The 18,380-nt window shown below is 56.5% G+C and carries 20 protein-coding genes and 1 other annotated feature; of the genes, 13 read left to right on the top strand and 7 right to left on the bottom strand.

Features of this window, described 5'->3' with window-relative positions:
* Positions 1–157 precede the first annotated feature (157 nt).
* The 7 genes from ffh (at position 158) to RTN40_RS05895 (ending at position 5,616) form a co-directional block, all read left to right on the top strand.
* A complete protein-coding gene (gene ffh, locus RTN40_RS05925; protein WP_312227665.1) occupies positions 158–1,519 on the top strand; it encodes a signal recognition particle protein in 1,362 nt (453 codons plus the stop codon).
* A 114-nt stretch (positions 1,520–1,633) separates the two neighbouring features.
* A complete protein-coding gene (rpsP, locus tag RTN40_RS05920; RefSeq protein WP_042387512.1) occupies positions 1,634–1,882 on the top strand; it encodes a 30S ribosomal protein S16 in 249 nt (82 codons plus the stop codon).
* 15 nt (positions 1,883–1,897) lie between these two features.
* On the top strand, positions 1,898–2,437 hold the full coding sequence (rimM, locus tag RTN40_RS05915; protein ID WP_312214106.1) for a ribosome maturation factor RimM: 540 nt from the start codon (positions 1,898–1,900) through the stop codon (positions 2,435–2,437).
* Between the two features lie 43 nt (positions 2,438–2,480).
* Positions 2,481–3,248: a tRNA (guanosine(37)-N1)-methyltransferase TrmD gene (gene trmD / locus RTN40_RS05910; protein WP_312227664.1), complete on the top strand. Its 768-nt coding sequence runs from the start codon at positions 2,481–2,483 to the stop codon at positions 3,246–3,248.
* A 40-nt stretch (positions 3,249–3,288) separates the two neighbouring features.
* Positions 3,289–3,636 carry a 50S ribosomal protein L19 gene (rplS, locus tag RTN40_RS05905; RefSeq protein WP_006178051.1) on the top strand — a complete coding sequence of 116 codons (348 nt, stop codon included), beginning with the start codon at positions 3,289–3,291 and terminating at the stop codon, positions 3,634–3,636.
* Positions 3,637–3,780: 144 nt separating this feature from the next.
* A complete protein-coding gene (locus RTN40_RS05900; protein ID WP_409418517.1) occupies positions 3,781–4,182 on the top strand; it encodes a DUF2946 domain-containing protein in 402 nt (133 codons plus the stop codon).
* Between the two features lie 39 nt (positions 4,183–4,221).
* Positions 4,222–5,616 (top strand): PepSY-associated TM helix domain-containing protein, encoded by a 1,395-nt coding sequence (locus tag RTN40_RS05895; RefSeq protein WP_312227662.1) that lies wholly within the window; start codon positions 4,222–4,224, stop codon positions 5,614–5,616.
* Here the strand turns inward: RTN40_RS05895 and dgcN are convergent.
* Positions 5,602–6,810, bottom strand: coding sequence for a diguanylate cyclase DgcN (gene dgcN / locus RTN40_RS05890; RefSeq protein WP_312227968.1), 1,209 nt, complete (start codon positions 6,808–6,810; stop codon positions 5,602–5,604). The two genes, RTN40_RS05895 and dgcN, sit on opposite strands and share 15 nt — an antisense overlap.
* 149 nt (positions 6,811–6,959) lie before the next feature.
* A complete protein-coding gene (locus RTN40_RS05885) occupies positions 6,960–7,334 on the bottom strand; it encodes a DUF2799 domain-containing protein (RefSeq protein ID WP_312227661.1) in 375 nt (124 codons plus the stop codon).
* Between the two features lie 231 nt (positions 7,335–7,565).
* Between RTN40_RS05885 and aroF the strand changes: the two genes are divergently transcribed.
* From aroF to RTN40_RS05870, 3 genes are all read left to right on the top strand, one after another.
* A complete protein-coding gene (gene aroF / locus RTN40_RS05880) occupies positions 7,566–8,636 on the top strand; it encodes a 3-deoxy-7-phosphoheptulonate synthase AroF (protein ID WP_312227660.1) in 1,071 nt (356 codons plus the stop codon).
* Positions 8,637–8,645: 9 nt separating this feature from the next.
* The gene (gene tyrA, locus RTN40_RS05875; RefSeq protein ID WP_312227659.1) at positions 8,646–9,767 is read left to right on the top strand and encodes a bifunctional chorismate mutase/prephenate dehydrogenase; all 1,122 of its coding nucleotides are present in this window, start codon (positions 8,646–8,648) and stop codon (positions 9,765–9,767) included.
* A 68-nt stretch (positions 9,768–9,835) separates the two neighbouring features.
* Positions 9,836–10,708: an SMP-30/gluconolactonase/LRE family protein gene (locus RTN40_RS05870; protein WP_312227658.1), complete on the top strand. Its 873-nt coding sequence runs from the start codon at positions 9,836–9,838 to the stop codon at positions 10,706–10,708.
* Here RTN40_RS05870 and pheA read toward each other — a convergent pair.
* From pheA to bamD, 4 genes are all read right to left on the bottom strand, one after another.
* On the bottom strand, positions 10,705–11,865 hold the full coding sequence (gene pheA, locus RTN40_RS05865) for a bifunctional chorismate mutase/prephenate dehydratase (protein WP_312227657.1): 1,161 nt from the start codon (positions 11,863–11,865) through the stop codon (positions 10,705–10,707). The genes RTN40_RS05870 and pheA overlap by 4 nt on opposite strands.
* Before the next feature lie 39 nt (positions 11,866–11,904).
* Positions 11,905–12,030: a sequence feature (Phe leader region), on the bottom strand.
* Positions 11,982–12,029 carry a pheA operon leader peptide PheL gene (gene pheL, locus RTN40_RS05860; protein WP_181016674.1) on the bottom strand — a complete coding sequence of 16 codons (48 nt, stop codon included), beginning with the start codon at positions 12,027–12,029 and terminating at the stop codon, positions 11,982–11,984. Its footprint overlaps the feature before it by 48 nt.
* A 105-nt stretch (positions 12,031–12,135) precedes the next feature.
* Entirely contained in the window at positions 12,136–12,471 is a 336-nt protein-coding gene (gene raiA / locus RTN40_RS05855; protein WP_312214122.1) for a ribosome-associated translation inhibitor RaiA, read from the bottom strand.
* Between the two features lie 268 nt (positions 12,472–12,739).
* Positions 12,740–13,477: an outer membrane protein assembly factor BamD gene (bamD, locus tag RTN40_RS05850; protein WP_312214126.1), complete on the bottom strand. Its 738-nt coding sequence runs from the start codon at positions 13,475–13,477 to the stop codon at positions 12,740–12,742.
* A gap of 133 nt (positions 13,478–13,610) precedes the next feature.
* Here bamD and rluD point away from each other — a divergent pair, with 133 nt between their 5' ends.
* From rluD to clpB, 3 genes are all read left to right on the top strand, one after another.
* Positions 13,611–14,591 (top strand): 23S rRNA pseudouridine(1911/1915/1917) synthase RluD, encoded by a 981-nt coding sequence (gene rluD, locus RTN40_RS05845; RefSeq protein WP_312227656.1) that lies wholly within the window; start codon positions 13,611–13,613, stop codon positions 14,589–14,591.
* Positions 14,588–15,319: a purine nucleoside phosphorylase YfiH gene (gene yfiH / locus RTN40_RS05840; RefSeq protein ID WP_312227655.1), complete on the top strand. Its 732-nt coding sequence runs from the start codon at positions 14,588–14,590 to the stop codon at positions 15,317–15,319. Before rluD ends, yfiH begins: the two co-directional genes overlap by 4 nt.
* Before the next feature lie 131 nt (positions 15,320–15,450).
* Positions 15,451–18,024 carry an ATP-dependent chaperone ClpB gene (gene clpB / locus RTN40_RS05835; protein ID WP_312227654.1) on the top strand — a complete coding sequence of 858 codons (2,574 nt, stop codon included), beginning with the start codon at positions 15,451–15,453 and terminating at the stop codon, positions 18,022–18,024.
* Between the two features lie 144 nt (positions 18,025–18,168).
* On the opposite strand, the gene RTN40_RS05830 is transcribed toward clpB, so the two are convergent.
* Positions 18,169–18,380, bottom strand: a 212-nt coding sequence (locus RTN40_RS05830; protein ID WP_312227653.1) for a hypothetical protein, incomplete at its 5' end; no start/stop codon positions are given.

Raw genomic sequence — 18,380 nt, 5'->3', positions numbered from 1 at the left:
CGATAGTTGCAGTAGTTAGAAGAGAGGCAGTATAGCGTTACGCGACCTTACCTCCAACCCTTGCATCCCAACAGCAGCGGCTTCATGTTATACTGCCGCAAAATCGTATTTATGTGTCGCCCAGGCGGCCAACCGTTTCCACCCCAGGTGAAAGACAATGTTTGATAATTTAACCGATCGTTTGTCGCGCTCGTTGCGCAATATCAGTGGCCGTGGACGCCTCACCGAAGAGAACATCAAAGAGACGCTGCGCGAAGTGCGAATGGCACTGCTGGAAGCGGACGTCGCCCTGCCGGTTGTACGCGAGTTCATTAACCGCGTAAAAGAAAAATCGGTTGGTCATGAAGTTAACAAGAGCCTGACCCCGGGTCAGGAGTTCGTCAAAATCGTACGCGGCGAGCTGGTTGCGGCGATGGGCGAAGAGAACCAGGTGCTTAACCTGGCCGCGCAGCCGCCTGCGGTGGTGCTGATGGCGGGCCTGCAGGGTGCGGGTAAAACCACCAGCGTCGGTAAGCTGGGTAAGTTCCTGCGCGAGAAGCACAAGAAGAAGGTACTGGTGGTCTCCGCCGACGTCTATCGCCCGGCGGCGATTAAGCAGCTTGAGACCCTGGCCCAGCAGGTCGGTGTCGATTTCTTCCCTTCCGACGTTGCCCAGAAGCCGGTTGATATCGTTAACGCGGCGCTGAAAGAGGCGAAGCTGAAATTCTACGACGTGCTGCTGGTGGATACCGCCGGTCGTCTGCACGTTGACGAAGCAATGATGGACGAGATCAAACACGTCCACGCCGTTATTAATCCGGTAGAGACGCTGTTCGTGGTCGATGCCATGACCGGTCAGGATGCGGCCAATACAGCGAAGGCGTTCAACGAAGCGCTGCCGCTGACTGGCGTCGTGCTGACCAAGGTTGACGGTGATGCCCGCGGCGGTGCGGCGCTCTCTATTCGCCATATCACCGGCAAGCCGATCAAGTTCCTCGGCGTGGGTGAAAAAACGGAAGCGCTGGAGCCGTTCCACCCGGATCGTATCGCCTCCCGTATCCTCGGCATGGGCGACGTGCTGTCGCTGATCGAAGATATCGAGAGCAAGGTAGACCGCGCGCAGGCAGAAAAGCTGGCGAACAAGCTGAAGAAAGGCGACGGTTTTGACCTTACCGACTTCCTTGAGCAGCTTAAGCAGATGAAAAACATGGGCGGCATGGCCAGCCTGATGGGCAAGCTGCCGGGCATGGGCCAGCTGCCGGACAACGTCAAATCCCAGATGGACGACAAGATTCTGGTGCGTATGGAGGCGATCATCAACTCGATGACGCTGAAAGAGCGCGCCAACCCGGACATCATCAAAGGCTCCCGCAAGCGCCGTATCGCGGCGGGCTGCGGCATGCAGGTGCAGGACGTTAACCGCCTGCTGAAGCAGTTCGACGACATGCAGCGCATGATGAAAAAGATGAAGAAGGGCGGGATGGCGAAAATGATGCGCAGCATGAAGGGGATGATGCCGCCAGGATTCCCAGGACGTTAATTGCTTTAGAGATTGCTTTTCGCGCCGAAACGAGTAAAATTTTCGGGCTTTTAATATGACACCGGGCTCCGTTCCTCGACGGGGCCTGGTGTTTTATTCACACAAGAGGATGTTATGGTAACTATTCGTTTAGCTCGTCACGGCGCTAAAAAGCGTCCGTTCTACCAGGTTGTTGTTACTGACAGCCGTAATGCACGCAACGGTCGCTTCATTGAGCGCGTTGGTTTCTTCAACCCGATCGCTAGCGAAAAAGAAGAAGGCACCCGCCTGGATCTGGATCGCATCGCTCACTGGGTTGGCCAAGGCGCTACCGTTTCCGATCGCGTTGCTACGCTGATCAAAGAAGCAAACAAAGCAGCTTAATCTGTCACGGTGGTCATGATGAGCATTAAAGCACCTGTTGAACCGATCGTATTGGGAAAAATGGGTTCTTGCTACGGGATCCGTGGTTGGCTCAGAGTGTTTTCCTCCACTGAAGACGCTGAAAGCATTTTTGATTACCAGCCCTGGTTTATCCAGAAGGCCGGTAAGTGGCAGATGGTCGAGCTGGAAAGCTGGCGTCACCACAATCAGGACATCGTCATTAAGCTGAAAGGCATTGATGACCGTGATGCTGCGAATGCGCTGACTAATTGTGAAATTGTCGTGGATTCGTCGCAGTTGCCGCCGCTCACTGAGGGTGACTACTACTGGAAAGATCTTATGGGCTGCCAGGTAGTGACCACAGAAGGGTACGCCCTGGGGAAAGTCATCGATATGATGGAAACCGGGTCAAATGACGTTCTCGTCATCAAGGCAAACCTGAAAGATGCGTTTGGTATCAAGGAGCGGCTGGTTCCGTTCCTCGATGGACAGGTTATCAAGAAAGTCGATCTCACTACTCGCACAATCGAAGTAGATTGGGATCCTGGTTTTTAAACCTCCGGATAAACGGTAGGCACGGCACGATGGGGATTGGCTTGTGTTCATTGGTATAGTTAGCCTGTTTCCTGACATGTTTCGCGCCATTACCGATTACGGGGTAACTGGCCGGGCCGTTAAAAATGGCCTGCTGAGCATCCAGAGCTGGAGTCCGCGTGACTTCGCTCACGACCGGCACCGTACCGTGGACGATCGTCCTTACGGCGGCGGGCCGGGGATGCTCATGATGGTTCAGCCCTTGCGGGATGCCATCCACGCAGCGAAAGCCGCGGCGGGTGAAGGCGCAAAGGTGATCTATCTGTCACCTCAGGGACGCAAGCTTGATCAAGCGGGCGTCAGCGAACTGGCAACGAATCAGAAAATGATTCTGGTGTGCGGGCGCTACGAAGGGGTCGATGAGCGTGTGATCCAAACCGAGATTGACGAAGAGTGGTCTATCGGCGATTACGTGCTCAGCGGTGGTGAGTTACCAGCAATGACGCTGATTGACTCGGTTGCCCGGTTTATTCCAGGCGTACTGGGGCATGAGGCTTCGGCAACGGAAGATTCCTTTGCCGATGGGTTGCTGGACTGTCCACACTATACCCGTCCTGAGGTGTTAGAAGGCATGGAGGTTCCGGCGGTTCTGCTGTCGGGTAACCATGCTGAGATACGTCGCTGGCGTCTGAAACAGTCGCTGGGCCGCACCTGGCTTAGAAGACCTGAACTTCTGGAAAACCTGGCTCTGACTGAAGAGCAAGCAAAGCTGCTGGCGGAGTTCCGAAAAGAGCACGCACAACAGCAGCAAATACATGATGGGATGGCGTGAGCCTCCAAATATCAGTTTACCCAGGATAAGAGATTAAATTATGAGCAACATCATTAAGCAAATTGAACAAGAGCAGATGAAGCAGGACGTACCTTCCTTCCGTCCGGGTGATACCGTGGAAGTGAAAGTATGGGTTGTTGAAGGTTCCAAAAAACGTCTGCAGGCATTCGAGGGCGTGGTTATCGCTATTCGTAACCGCGGTCTGCACTCTGCATTCACTGTTCGCAAAATTTCCAACGGCGAAGGCGTTGAGCGTGTCTTCCAGACTCACTCTCCGGTAGTTGACAGCATTGCTGTTAAACGTCGTGGTGCTGTACGTAAAGCTAAACTGTACTACCTGCGTGAGCGTACCGGTAAGTCTGCTCGTATCAAAGAGCGTCTGAACTAAGGTTCGCTGTCGCGACATCCGATAAAAAGGGGCTGGCCTGTGGGCTGGCCCCTTTTTTTATGCCTGTAGGCGCGATCTGTTAACCCCTGCGTTATAAATCCATTACAATGTCCCCTCTCGACCGGAGGGCTAGTGGCTAACCTGATGCATCACTCAACATGGAAACGCGCAGCGGCATTGACCGCGCTGTTTGCGATCCTGCTGATCGTGATTGCCCCATTGATCTCCGTCGCGCTGCAAAAAGATCCTATGAGCGCCATGCCTGGCATGCATCACGAGATGTCGATGATGTCTGAACATCATGCGATGCCCGAGCATCAGCCCGTGCCGCAAAGCATGCCGGTCGACCATGCCGAAGCGTGTGGCTACTGCGTGCTGCTGGCCCATGTGCCAGGGGTGATCCTTGCGCTTATCGTTCTGCTTTGTGGCGTGCTGCTCAGGCTGCGGATCACACCGCCACGCCCCGCCGTGCGCCACTGGCACTTCTTCCCCTGGCTCTGCCCCGATACCCGCGCCCCGCCGCGTCAGTCTGCTTTTTCCCTTTAAAAACAAAACCGATAACTTTTTGCCTTAGAAAGGAAAAGTATGACTACCTGCACATCGCGCGCGGCATGGGTAAACCTGCTGCGACGCCTCCATTTCTATATCGGCCTCTTTGTTGGCCCGTTTATCTTTATCGCTGCTCTCAGCGGGACGCTCTATGTCGCAACCCCACAGCTGGAGAGTGCGCTCTATCACGATGCACTCTACGGATCCGTAACCGGCGAGCGGCAACCGTTGGCCGAGCAGGTGGCGGTGGCCGAGAAGGTGACCGGCGGAACGTTGCGTCTACACGCTGTCCGCCCTGGGCTTATCGACGGGGAGACGACGCGGGTGATGTTTGCCGATCCGCAACTCGGCGTCTCGGAGAACCGGGCTATCTTTATCGATCCCGTGACTTTGGCGGTAAAAGGCGATATGACCGTCTATGGCACCAGCGGCATTCTGCCCCTGCGCCAGACCATCGACTACCTGCATCGTTCCCTGCTGCTGGGAGACGTTGGGCGAATTTACAGCGAGCTGGCCGCGTCGTGGATGTGGATCGCTGCCCTGGGTGGCATTGCGCTGTGGTGGTTTACCCGGCCAAAACGGCGGATTAACAATCGGGTGCAGAACAGCCGCCGCCTGCACGTCAGCCTGGGGTGGGCTCTGCTGGCGGGGATGCTGCTCTTCTCTGCGACCGGCCTGACCTGGTCGCAGTGGGCGGGTGGCAACGTGGATAAAATGCGTGCGGCGCTGGGCTGGATGACGCCGCAGGTGAATACTCAGCTGCGCGGTCCTGCCCAGCCTGCCGATCCCCATGCGGAACATCACGCGCATCACGATCACCATGAGGGGATGGCGATGCCGATGGAGGAGAGCGACGCCGACAGCGTCCAGTATGATGAGGTGTTGCAGGTTGCCCGCCAGGCGGGCATTGATGCCTCTCGTCTTGAGATCCGTCCGCCGCGCAGCGCAGATATGGCCTGGACGGTGACGGAGATTGACCGGGCCTGGCCAACGCAGGTTGATGCCGTGGCGATCGATGGTCACACCATGACCGTGATTGACCAAACGCATTTTGCCGACTTCCCGCTGATGGCGAAGCTGACCCGCTGGGGCGTCGATTTCCATATGGGGGTGCTGTTTGGTCTGCCAAACCAGCTGGCGCTGATCCTGTTTGGCGGTGCGCTGTGCGTCAGCATCGTGGTGGGCTACCGGCTGTGGTGGATCCGCCGTCCGGCGCGGGGTAGCGTGAGTCCGGTGCAAACCCTGGTGCAGAGCTGGCTGGCGCTGGGCGGAGGAGGGCGGCTGATAACCCTGGTCCTCGCCGTGCTGATTGGCCTGGCGCTGCCGGTGCTGGGCATCAGCCTGCTGCTGTTTATCGCCATCGATATTCTGCGCTGGCGGCGGGCCAGCGCCGCACGGCTGCAGCCAGAGCAAGAGTCAGGGCGTCTTTGAGTGGCGCTGCTTGACCTTGTACATGTTCTTATCCGCCAGCTCCAGCAGGCTATCGGCGCTGGCGTGCTCCCATGCCAGCGCATAGCCGATACTGAGGGTCATCATGGTCGTCGTGCCGTTGTGCAGATCGAAAGGCTGATAGAACTGCTGGGCCAGCGCGCCTGAGAGACGCTTAACCTCATGCTCGCTGTGCACGCCGGTGAGGATCATTGCGAACTCATCCCCACCCAGGCGGTAGACCGTATGCTGTTTACCGCCGAAGTCAGTTAAACGCTTCGCCACCTCAATCAGCACGCTATCGCCGACGGCGTGGCCCCAGGTATCGTTGATAAATTTAAAGTTATCTCCGTCCAGAAACAGCAGCGCCGAGCAGCTTTGAGCGGTTTCATCCTTCATCAGAGTAGTAATAGCGTTGCGAAAAGCGGCGCGGTTAGCCAGCCCGGTCAGCGGATCGTGCAGAGCGGTACGTAGCAGCAGAGCATTGCGCGCCTGTAAACTTAACTGCCACTCCTCCATCTCATCCAGCAGGCTATTAAAATCCTGGCCAAAGCGATGGAACTCATCAATACGCTCGTCGGCGACGCGGCGGGAAAAGTTGCGGTAGGTTCGCACGTCATGCACTACGTCGGTAATATTTTGCAGGGCGTTAAACACGCCGTTATGCAGGTAGCGGCTGATAGCAAGCGCCACCGCAGAAGCAAACAGGATCGAGCCAGTCAGCACGCCGAGGGAGAGCAGAACAAAGTGTCCAATCAGGCTGGCCTGAGCGGTCAGGCGCAGCTCGCCGATCTGCATGCCGTCGTGCATGATGGGCTGCGTAACCGGCTGGGAAAGCAGCCCCTGACGGATCAGCTCGCTGGCTTTGTCATAGCTGGTTTTCGGCGTCGAGGACCAGCCCGCTACTACGTGCTGTTTCGCGTCCCGCACCTCCGCTGCGCTATAGAGTTCGCGCTGGCCGAGCGTAGAGAGCGTATCGGCAGCGGCGGAGGCGTCGTTGCGGACAAGCGCGAACTCCAGGCTACGACTCATGGTCGCCCCCGTCAGCTCTAAATTGCGCTGGGCATACTCTTTAAGCGTTAGCACCGAGGTGACGGAGATCAGAAACCAGACCAGCGTCATCGTAATAATCACGTTAATAATATTGATTCGGCGTAGGGTTCGCTTAAAGGTTGGGCGTGAAAGATCCGTATTCATCATTATTTCCCCGCAACGACGGCTAAATATTACACGTAGCAGAAAAGCAGCGTTTGCCTGCATAGACCCTTGTACGATCGTGGTTATATTACTCCAGATGTGCCAAAGCCGATCGCGACGTATTCACAGATTGGATAATATTCCGACTGTTAATTGAGGATGGCGTCGCGGGTTCCCTCTGTCATTCCCGCTTGCCAGGCACTACGCAGCTGTGTGGCGCTCTCTTGCGTGTCGCAGCCAGCAGGGTAGATCTTACCCGCCCGGCCCCAGGCATAGAGAAAGTCGTCGTGGCAAATTCTCTTCAGGCCTTCCTTGTAGCCTTGCAGATAACGGTTTCGATCAACGTCGGCATCGTTATGTAACGCAGCCAGCACGCTGTTCTCTTTGACTACCGCGCCGGAGAGGGCGTCGTCTTTTCCGGCGCTGTACCAGTCCGTGCCGGTCCAGGTGGGAGCATGTGTGTAAGGTTCAACTGAACAGCCAGACAGCAGGATCGCTAATAGTACGTACATTCCAGGTTTCATCGTCGTGCTCCTTTTTCTTTTACTATAGCGTAGCCTGGTTGCCGTTAGGTTGCTCTCTGTACATTTATATTTACGAAGTAAACGCAAATAAATGGCCTTTTAGAGGTTAATGTAAACTATTATGTACGTAATATGGATTGAAATCTTTACCGGTTATGTTACTGTTAAGTCACTCTCTGACGAGAACACTATCGCAACGAACTATCGCAACAACCGACCAGGATCGCCATCATGCAAAAAGACGCGCTGAATAATGTCCACATCGCCGACGAGCAGGTTTTAATCACCCCGGAACGCCTGAAGGCGGAGTTTCCGCTAACGGCTGAGCAGGAGGCGCAGATCTCCCAATCGCGCCAGACCATCTCCGACATCATTGCCGGGCGCGATCCGCGTCTGCTGGTGGTCTGTGGACCTTGCTCTATTCACGATCCGCAGGCGGCCATTGAGTACGCTCACCGCTTTAAAGCCCTTGCCGCAGAGGTCAGCGATAGCCTCTACCTGGTTATGCGCGTCTATTTTGAAAAACCCCGTACCACCGTTGGCTGGAAAGGGTTGATTAACGATCCACACATGGATGGATCGTTTGATGTCGAAAACGGGCTGAAAATTGCCCGTAGCCTGCTGGTGGAACTGGTCAGCATGGGCCTGCCGCTGGCGACCGAAGCGCTGGATCCCAATAGCCCGCAGTACCTGGGCGATCTCTTTAGCTGGTCGGCCATCGGGGCGCGGACCACTGAGTCCCAGACCCACCGTGAAATGGCCTCGGGCCTCTCAATGCCGGTCGGGTTCAAAAATGGTACAGACGGCAGCCTGGCGACGGCGATCAATGCCATGCGCGCGGCGGCAATGCCGCACCGCTTTGTAGGTATCAACCAGGCCGGTCAGGTGTGTCTGTTGCAGACTCAGGGCAACCCGGACGGACACGTGATCCTGCGCGGTGGTAAAGCGCCAAACTACAGCCCGGCGGACGTGGCCCAGTGCGAGAAAGAGATGACTCAGGCGGGCCTGAAGCCAGCCCTGATGGTAGACTGCAGCCACGGTAACTCAAATAAAGATTACCGCCGTCAGCCTGCGGTGGCGGAATCCGTGGTGGCGCAAATTAAAGATGGTAATCGGTCAATCATCGGCCTGATGATCGAGAGTAATATCCATGAGGGTAATCAATCGTCAGAGCAGCCGCGCAGCGATATGAAGCACGGCGTCTCCGTGACCGATGCCTGCATCAGTTGGGAGACCACCGATGCGCTGCTGCGTGAGATCAACAAACATCTGCGTGGGCATCTGGCAGCACGTCTGGCTTAAGAGGTTGTTATGGTTGCTGAATTGACCGCCCTGCGCGATCAAATTGATGAAGTAGATAAGGCGCTGCTGGCCCTGCTGGCCAAGCGTCTGGATCTGGTGGCCGAGGTGGGCGAGGTTAAAAGTAAATATGGCCTGCCGATCTACGTTCCCGAGCGTGAGGCTGCCATGCTGGCCTCCCGCCGTCATGAGGCCGAGGCGCTTGGCGTGCCGCCGGACCTGATTGAGGATGTCCTCAGGCGCGTAATGCGTGAGTCCTACTCCAGCGAGAACGATAAAGGGTTCAAAACTCTCTGTCCGACGCTGCGTCCGGTGGTTATCGTGGGCGGCGGCGGCCAGATGGGGCGGCTGTTCGAGAAGATGCTGACCCTCTCCGGCTACCAGGTGCGTATTTTGGAGAAAGAGGACTGGGCGCAGGCGGGCAATATTGTCGCTGACGCCGGAATGGTGATCGTCAGCGTGCCAATTCATGTTACCGAGCAGGTGATTGCTTCGTTGCCGCCGCTGCCGGAGGATTGCATCCTGGTCGATCTGGCATCGGTAAAAAGCGGGCCGCTACAGGCGATGCTTAGCGTGCATAAGGGACCGGTGCTGGGGCTGCATCCGATGTTCGGCCCGGACAGCGGCAGCCTGGCGAAGCAGGTCGTGGTCTACTGCGACGGACGCAAGCCGGAAGCCTACCAGTGGCTGCTGGAGCAGATTCAGGTCTGGGGCGCGCGACTGCACCGCATCAGCGCCGTCGAGCACGATCAGAACATGGCCTTCATTCAGGCGCTGCGTCACTTCGCTACCTTTGCTTACGGGCTGCATCTGGCGGAAGAGAACGTGCAGCTGGAGCAGCTGCTGGCGCTCTCCTCGCCCATCTACCGTCTGGAGCTGGCGATGGTCGGGCGGCTGTTTGCTCAGGATCCGCAGCTCTATGCCGACATCATCATGTCTTCCGAGAGCAATCTGGCTCTGATCAAGCGTTACTATCAGCGCTTTGGCGAGGCTATCGAGCTGCTGGAGGAGGGCAACAAGCAGGCGTTTATCGATAGCTTCCGCAAGGTCGAGCACTGGTTTGGCGACTACGCCCAGCGCTTCCAGAGCGAAAGCCGGGTGCTGCTGCGTCAGGCCAACGACAACCGTCAATAGGTTAAAAGCTGTATATACTTTAAGGCCAGTGGGTTACCCGCTGGCCTTTTTACTGTATGGGAGTCTCTATGGCTGAGCCGCAACTGCTGTTTGATTACACCGGCCATCTGCCGGAATGTCCTGTCTGGAGCGAATCGGAACAGGCACTCTATTGGGCCGATATTCTGGAGGGGGAGATCCACCGCTACCATCTGGCCTCTGCCGAACATACCGTCCTGCGGTTCCCGGAAGAGGTGGGCTGCTTTGCTCTGCGCGAGAAGGGCGGCTTTATCGTCGCGATGCGTAACGCCATCTGGCTGGCGGACAAGCGCGGTCTGCTGACCCATAAAATATGTGATAACCCCTCTAACCCTGAGCTGGCGCGCTTCAACGACGGCGGTACCGATCATTTTGGCCGCTTTTACGCCGGCACCTTCTGGTCGCCGCAGGATTATAACGGCGCGCTGCTGGTGCGGGTCGATAACGATCTGACTCCGGAGGTTATCCAGTGCGATATTCTCGGGGCCAACGGATTAGCGTTTAGCCCGGACGGGAAGTGGATGTACACCTCCGATACGCCGCAGGAGGTGATCTACCGTACGCCGCTGGATGAGAAGGGTGAGCCTGGCAAGCGCGAGATATTCCACACCTTTAAAACAGAGGAGGGGCAGCCGGACGGTGCGGCGACGGACGTGGAGGGCTGCTACTGGAGCGCGCTTTATGATGGCTGGCGTATCGCACGCTTCTCTCCTGAGGGCGAGCAGCTTGAAGAGTATCGCCTGCCGGTGCGCTGCCCGACCATGGTCTGCTTTGGCGGTGAGGATATGAAGACGCTGTTTATCACCACCACCCGCGAGAATATGAAGAAAGATGAGCTGGCGAAGTTCCCGCTCTCCGGGGCGATCTTCACCCTGCCGGTAAGCGTGGCAGGGGTGAAGAAATCACCTTTTATTGAGCGTTAAGCCGGATCGACTGGCACAACGTTTTCGCCAGGATAGCAGCCCAGCACCTTCAGCGAGCGGGCGATCTCCCCCAGCTCGCGCAGGGCTTTCTGCATGGATGCAGACTCCAGGTTGGCCTGAATATCCAGATAGAACATCTCCTCCCACGGATTGCCGTAGATTGGGCGTGACTCCAGCTTGGTCATGATCAGGCCGTGGTTACGCAGCACCAGCAGCGCCTCAACCAGCGCACCGGCTTGCTGGCCCGTGGCGATCAGCAGCGTCGTTTTGGCCGGAACCTGATCGGAGACGTTAACCGGTTTGCGTGCCAGCACGATAAAGCGGGTGATGTTTTGCGTCTGGTTCGCCAGGTTACGCTCCAGTACCTGCAAGCCGTACAGCGCGCCGCCCGCTTCGCTACCCAGCGCGGCCACATGGGGCGAGTTCGCCTGGGCCACCCTCTCCATTGCCGCCGAGGTGCTCTCGGTATACTCAATTTTCCACTGCGGATAGCGGTTCAAAAACTGGCTGCACTGTTGGAAGGGCTGCGGATGGCTGTAGACCGTTTCGATTTTGCTCAGATCGGTGGTGCCAGAGACCAGCACGCAGTGATCGATAGGCACGGTCATCTCCCCGACGATCGCCAGGCTGGTGTGCTGGAGCAGATCGTAGACGTCGTTGATCGCCCCAGAGCTGGTGTTCTCCAGCGGCACGACGGCGTAGTCGGCCTGACCGGTCTCTACCTGCTGGAAAATATCGTGGAACCTGGCGCAGCCGCTCTCAATAAACTGTTCGAAATGACGCGCCGCATACTGACGTGCGGCCAGGTGCGAATAGGATCCTTTTGGGCCGAGAAAAGCGATCCGCGCCGAGTGCGGGTTGGTTTTATTGAGATGCTGCTGGAGCAGAGCCTGCTGGGTCAAAACGGAGTCTTCAATAATCAGCTGGAACAGGCGGGTGATGTAGTGCGCATCGAGATGGTGCGTTTTGCCCAGCTGGATCAGGTGCTCCAGCAGATCGCGTTCACGGTCGATATCGCGTACCGGGCGGTGGGAGGTCAGCTTGGCTTTGCCCACCTCAACGGCAAGCTGGCGGCGCTCGGCCAGCAGCGCCAGCAGTTGCTCATCCAGGGCGCTTATCTTTTTACGCAGATCCAGCAGCGGGTTTTCCGGTGTCATAGTGTTGCCTTAGTCATTATCGTTATCGGTCTGTCAGCCATAAAAAAGGCCCCCCGGTTTGGGAGGCCTTGCTGTTCGTCTTCGCACACACTCTTATACGACGAAACGCCTCCCGTTCAGGGGAAGGTAAAAAAGCGTGCGAAGAAAAACGGCGTCTGTTTCATGGAAGATTCCTGTGCGTGTCTGCAAGTTAAAGTAACCGTACTGTTTTCACCCTGTCAATAAAAAACGCGCCCGAAGGCGCGTGGATGAGACACTCAATGTAAAGGACTACTCTTCTTCTTCCACGAAGCTGGCGTCTTTCACCGAGGTGGTGGCACGACGGGCTTCGCCTTTGTGCTGCACTTTATTGAGCTGCCGTTCCAGCTTGTTAATCAAGTCGTTGATAGCGGTGTACATATCATCGTGTCGGCCGCTGGCAACCAGCTGTCCGTTAGGGGTATTAATGGTTGCGTCGGCAACGAAACCCTGTGGCTCCTTCGAGAGGATGATATGGGGGTTAATCAGATGGGTTTGCCACTTTTCTAGCTTGGCGAGACGGTCTGCGACATGTTGGCGAATAGCCGGAGTAATTTCCATTTGTTTACTGGTAATGTTCATTGTCATAGATGTTACCTCTTGTCTTTTCCGTCCAGGTAACCTCAGCATAACGAACCTAAGGTCAAAAAGTGTGATTAAGATCACGTATTTTTGTCACTTTTTGTCAAGGACGACTTTTTGTGAGGCAGGACAGGAAGAAGTGAGATTTCCCTTGAAGGATAATAGAAGGGGCGTCATAGTTGATAAGTTGTGTAGCGGCACTACTTCTTTAGAAGCAGCCGAAACCGCATAAAAAAACGGCAGCCCGAGAGCTGCCGTTTGGTTTTTCACGCGATCAGGTGTTGCTGCTGTTGGCCGCGATAATCTTCGCAACTTTTTCCGCCTGCGTGGTCATCTGCATCTGGCGGTAGGCGTTTTCCATCAGCGGCAGGGCGTTACGCGTCGCCTGGGTGTCCGGGTAGTCGCGCAGCATGCCTTCTACACGGTTCACTACCGCAACCCACGCCCCGCGTTGGGTGTAGTACTCCGCTACAGAGTACTCATACTTCGCCAGGCGATCTTTCAGGAAGATAAGGCGCTTGGTGGCATCGGTGACGTACTGGCTGTTCGGATAGCCGCGCACCAGCTTCGAAAAGTCGTTAAACGCATCTCGGGCATGCTGGGGGTCGCGGTCGCTACGATCAACACCGAAGAAACCCTGTAATGCACTGTCGTCCAGCGCCATGTCGGTCAGGCCGCGCATATACATGACATAGTCGATGTTAGGATGAGTCGGATTCAGGCGCATAAAGCGATCGATCGCGGCCTGAGCCAGCGGCAGATCGGCATTTTTATAGTAGGCGTAGATCAGATCCAGCTGAACCTGCTGGGAGTAGGGTCCAAACGGATAACGGTTATCCAGCGCTTCCAGTTGCGTTATGGCCTGTTTCCAGTTACCGTCCTGCAACTTTTGCTGGGCAGTCGCGTAGATCTCATTAGGCGGATTATCAGGCACCTCTTCCTTTGAACCGGAGCAACCCACCAAAGCCAGGCTCAACGTGGCGGCTGCCACCAGATATTTCATGCGCGTCATGACGTTTTGACTTTCCTCAAAATGTTTATGCGGGAGGATTCTCTGTTCCTGCTCCCGATTAAGACCAGCTACAATAGCACACTATATTAAACGGCGAAGCCGTAAAAACCCAAGGTTAACGAAGAAGCTGTCTATGGCACAACTAGTACAACTCACCGCAACGGTGTCCGAAAACCAACTCGGTCAACGCTTAGATCAGGCATTGGCCGAAATGTTCCCGGATTATTCACGTTCGCGCATAAAAGAGTGGATCCTTGACCAGCGCGTGCAGGTCAACGGCAAAATTTGCGACAAACCTAAAGAGAAAGTGTTGGGTGGCGAGCGTGTTGCCATCAATGCAGAGATCGAAGAAGAAGCGCGCTTTGAGCCGCAGGATATCCCGCTCAACATCGTCTATGAAGATGACGATATCCTTGTTATCAACAAGCCGCGCGACCTGGTCGTCCACCCCGGCGCGGGCAACCCTGACGGCACCGTACTGAATGCGCTGCTGCACTACTATCCGCCGATCGTTGACGTACCGCGTGCGGGCATCGTCCACCGACTGGATAAGGACACCACCGGCCTGATGGTGGTCGCCAAAACCGTTCCGGCCCAGACCCGGCTGGTAGAGTCTCTGCAGCTGCGTGAGATCACCCGTGAGTATGAAGCCGTTGCCATTGGTCATATGACGGCGGGCGGTACGGTGGAAGAGCCAATCAGCCGCCATCCGACCAAGCGTACCCACATGTCGGTGCATCCGATGGGCAAGCCTGCGGTCACCCACTACCGCATCATGGAGCACTTTCGTGTACATACGCGTCTGCGCCTGCGCCTCGAAACAGGCCGTACGCACCAGATCCGTGTTCACATGGCGCACATTACCCATCCGCTGGTGGGCGATCAGCTCTACGGTGGCCGCCCGCGTCCGCCGAAAGGGGCATCTGACGAATTTATCGCTGCGCTGCGCCAGTTCGATCGCCAGGCGCTGCACGCGACCATGCTGCGTCTCTATCACCCGATTACCGGTATTGAGATGGAGTGGCATGCGCCGATCCCCCAGGATATGATCGACCTTATCGACGCCATGCGCGCCGATTTCGAAACCCATAAAGAGGACGTGGACTGGTTATGACATCGCTGATTGTTCCGCAGTGGCCGCTGCCTGAAGGCGTCGCGGCCTGTAGTTCTACCCGCAACGGCGGCGTGAGCCTCGCCCCCTGGGACTCTCTGAACCTGGGCGCACACTGTGGTGACAACCCTGAGCATGTCGAGGAGAACCGTCGTCGGTTGTTTGCCGCAGGCGGCCTACCCTCAAAACCCGTCTGGCTGGAGCAGGTGCACGGTAAGACCGTACTGACGCTCTCCGGCGAGCCTTACGCCTCTAAGCGGGCAGATGCCTCTTACAGCAATACACCCGGCACGGTGTGTGCCGTGATGACCGCCGACTGCCTGCCGGTGCTGTTCTGTAACCGTGCGGGGACCGAAGTGGCTGCGGCACACGCGGGCTGGCGTGGCCTGTGCACGGGGGTGTTGGAAGAGACGGTGGCCTGTTTTGCAGATAAGCCGGAAAACATCATCGCCTGGCTGGGACCGGCCATTGGACCTGACGCCTTTGAAGTTGGCCCGGAAGTACGGGACGCTTTTATTGCTGAAGATTCGAACGCTTCAGCGGCGTTTCGTGCGGCAGGCGAAAAATATTTTGCTGATATCTATCAGCTCGCTCGTCAGCGGCTGGCACGCGTCGGCGTAGACGCTGTCTACGGTGGCGACCGTTGCACCTTCAGCGAGCAGGATGAATTTTTCTCTTATCGCCGCGACAAAACCACCGGGCGCCTGGCAAGTTTCATTTGGCTGATATAACCTAAAGAATCAAGACGATCCAGTACGTGTAACATTCTTTGTACATAATTTAGATCATTAACCTTGAATAATTGAGGGATGACCTCATTTAATCTCCAGTAGCAAATTTGACCTGTATTATGGGAGGAGTTATGCGTCTGGATCGTCTTACTAATAAATTCCAGCTGGCTCTTGCCGACGCTCAGTCACTCGCGCTGGGGCAAGACCATCAATTCATCGAACCACTTCATCTTATGAGCGCCTTGCTGACACAGGAGGGGGGATCGGTACGTCCGTTACTCACCTCTGCTGGTGTCAATGCAGGCCAGCTCCGTACCGCCATTGACCAGGCGCTGAGCCGTCTGCCGCAGGTAGAGGGTACCGGCGGCGACGTACAGCCGTCGCAGGATCTGGTGCGCGTGCTCAACCTCTGCGACAAGCTGGCGCAGAAACGCAACGATAACTTTATTTCGTCAGAGCTGTTTGTTCTGGCTGCGCTGGAGTCGCGCGGCACGCTGGCCGATCTGCTGAAAGCAGCGGGAGCGAATACCAACAATGTGACCCAGGCAATTGAACAGATGCGCGGAGGGGAAGGCGTGAACGATCAGGGGGCCGAAGACCAGCGTCAGGCCTTAAAGAAATTTACCGTTGACCTCACCGAGCGTGCCGAGCAGGGCAAGCTGGATCCGGTGATCGGTCGTGACGAAGAGATTCGCCGTACTATTCAAGTGCTGCAACGCCGTACCAAAAATAACCCAGTGTTAATCGGCGAGCCGGGCGTGGGTAAAACTGCCATTGTAGAAGGGCTGGCACAGCGTATCGTTAACGGCGAAGTACCGGAAGGGCTGAAGGGCCGTCGGGTGCTGGCGCTTGATATGGGCGCGCTGGTGGCCGGGGCGAAATATCGCGGTGAGTTTGAAGAGCGCTTAAAAGGCGTGCTGAGCGACCTGTCGAAGCAGGAGGGCAACGTCATCCTGTTTATCGACGAGCTGCACACGATGGTCGGCGCAGGTAAAGCCGACGGCGCAATGGACGCCGGGAACATGCTGAAACCGGCTCTTGCCCGCGGTGAGCTGCACTGCGTCGGCGCAACCACGCTGGATGAGTACCGCCAGTATATTGAGAAAGATGCGGCCCTGGAGCGACGCTTCCAGAAAGTGTTTGTTGCCGAGCCGTCGGTTGAAGATACCATCGCTATTCTGCGTGGACTGAAAGAGCGTTATGAGCTGCACCACCATGTGCAGATCACCGACCCGGCCATCGTGGCGGCTGCGACGCTGTCCCACCGCTACATCGCCGATCGCCAACTGCCGGATAAAGCTATCGACCTGATCGATGAAGCGGCATCCAGCATCCGGATGCAGATCGACTCCAAGCCGGAAGAGCTGGATCGTCTGGACCGGCGCATTATCCAGCTCAAGCTGGAGCAGCAGGCGCTGATGAAAGAGTCCGATGACGCCAGCATCAAGCGTCTGGAGATGCTCAACGGCGAGCTGGCCGATAAAGAGCGCCAGTACTCTGTGCTGGAAGAGGAGTGGAAGGCCGAGAAAGCCTCGCTCTCCGGAACACAGACGATTAAAGCCGAGCTGGAGCAGGCGAAGATTGCTATCGAACAGGCCCGCCGCGTTGGCGACCTGGCGCGGATGTCCGAGCTGCAGTACGGGAAAATCCCCGAGCTGGAGAAACAGCTTGAGCAGGCAACGCAGTCGGAAGGCAAAACCATGCGTCTGCTGCGTAACAAGGTAACCGATACTGAGATCGCCGAGGTGCTGGCGCGCTGGACCGGGATTCCGGTGGCCCGCATGATGGAGGGCGAGCGCGAGAAACTGCTGCGTATGGAGCAGCAGCTGCATAGCCGGGTGATTGGCCAGGACGAGGCCGTCGAGGCGGTATCGAACGCCATTCGCCGTAGCCGGGCAGGTCTGTCCGATCCAAACCGTCCGATTGGCTCCTTCCTGTTCCTTGGGCCAACCGGGGTAGGGAAGACTGAGCTGTGCAAAACGCTGGCTAACTTTATGTTCGACAGCGACGATGCGATGGTGCGTATCGATATGTCCGAGTTTATGGAGAAGCATTCCGTGTCGCGGCTGGTGGGGGCGCCTCCAGGATACGTTGGCTATGAAGAGGGCGGTTATCTGACCGAGGCGGTTCGTCGTCGTCCCTACTCTGTGATCCTGTTGGATGAGGTAGAGAAAGCGCACCCGGACGTATTCAACATTCTTTTACAGGTGCTGGATGACGGTCGTCTGACGGATGGGCAGGGGCGGACGGTAGACTTCCGCAATACCGTGGTGATTATGACCTCGAACCTGGGTTCCGATCTGATCCAGGAACGCTTCGGTGAGCTGGACTACAGCCATATGAAAGAGATGGTCATGGGCGTAGTGAGCCACAGCTTCCGTCCGGAGTTCATCAACCGTATCGATGAGGTCGTGGTATTCCATCCGCTGGGTGAGAAGCATATCGCCTCGATTGCCCAGATCCAGCTGCAGCGTCTCTATAAGCGTCTTGAAGAGCGCGGCTATGAGGTGCAGATGTCTGATGATGCGCTGAAGCTGCTGAGTGCAAACGGGTACGATCCGGTATATGGGGCGCGTCCGCTGAAACGCGCTATTCAGCAGCAGATCGAAAACCCGCTGGCGCAGCAGATCCTCTCCGGCGAGCTGATTCCAGGCAAAACGGTACAGCTGGTGGTAAAAGACGACCGCATTGCTGCCGTGCAGTAACTGGTAAAATTGCAAAACGGGTCCTCAGGGACCCGTTTTTGTTTATAATCCAGGCGAAAATAGGCTTTAGATTACTGTTTTGTTCAAAATTTGCGCTATCGATAACTTTTTTTAATTTTATACTTGTCAGCCAGAAATAACTCCCTATAATGCGCCACCACTGACACGGAACAACGGCAAACAAGCCGCCGCGTCAGCAGGAACTTCTTCGGAAGTTCTGCCAGAGAAAAGCAAAAATAAACGCTTGACTCTTGAGCGGGAAAGCGTAATATGCACACCCCGCGCCGCAGCGAAAATAGCGGCACTGCTCTTTAACAATTTATCAGACAATCTGTGTGGGCACTCGAAGACATGGA

The sequence above is a fragment of the Pseudescherichia sp. genome, from assembly GCF_031987975.1.
In the GTDB taxonomy this organism is placed as follows: domain Bacteria; phylum Pseudomonadota; class Gammaproteobacteria; order Enterobacterales; family Enterobacteriaceae; genus Pseudescherichia.
Note: the sequence above shows the minus strand (reverse complement) of the source record. Positions and strands in the feature narration are given on the sequence as shown.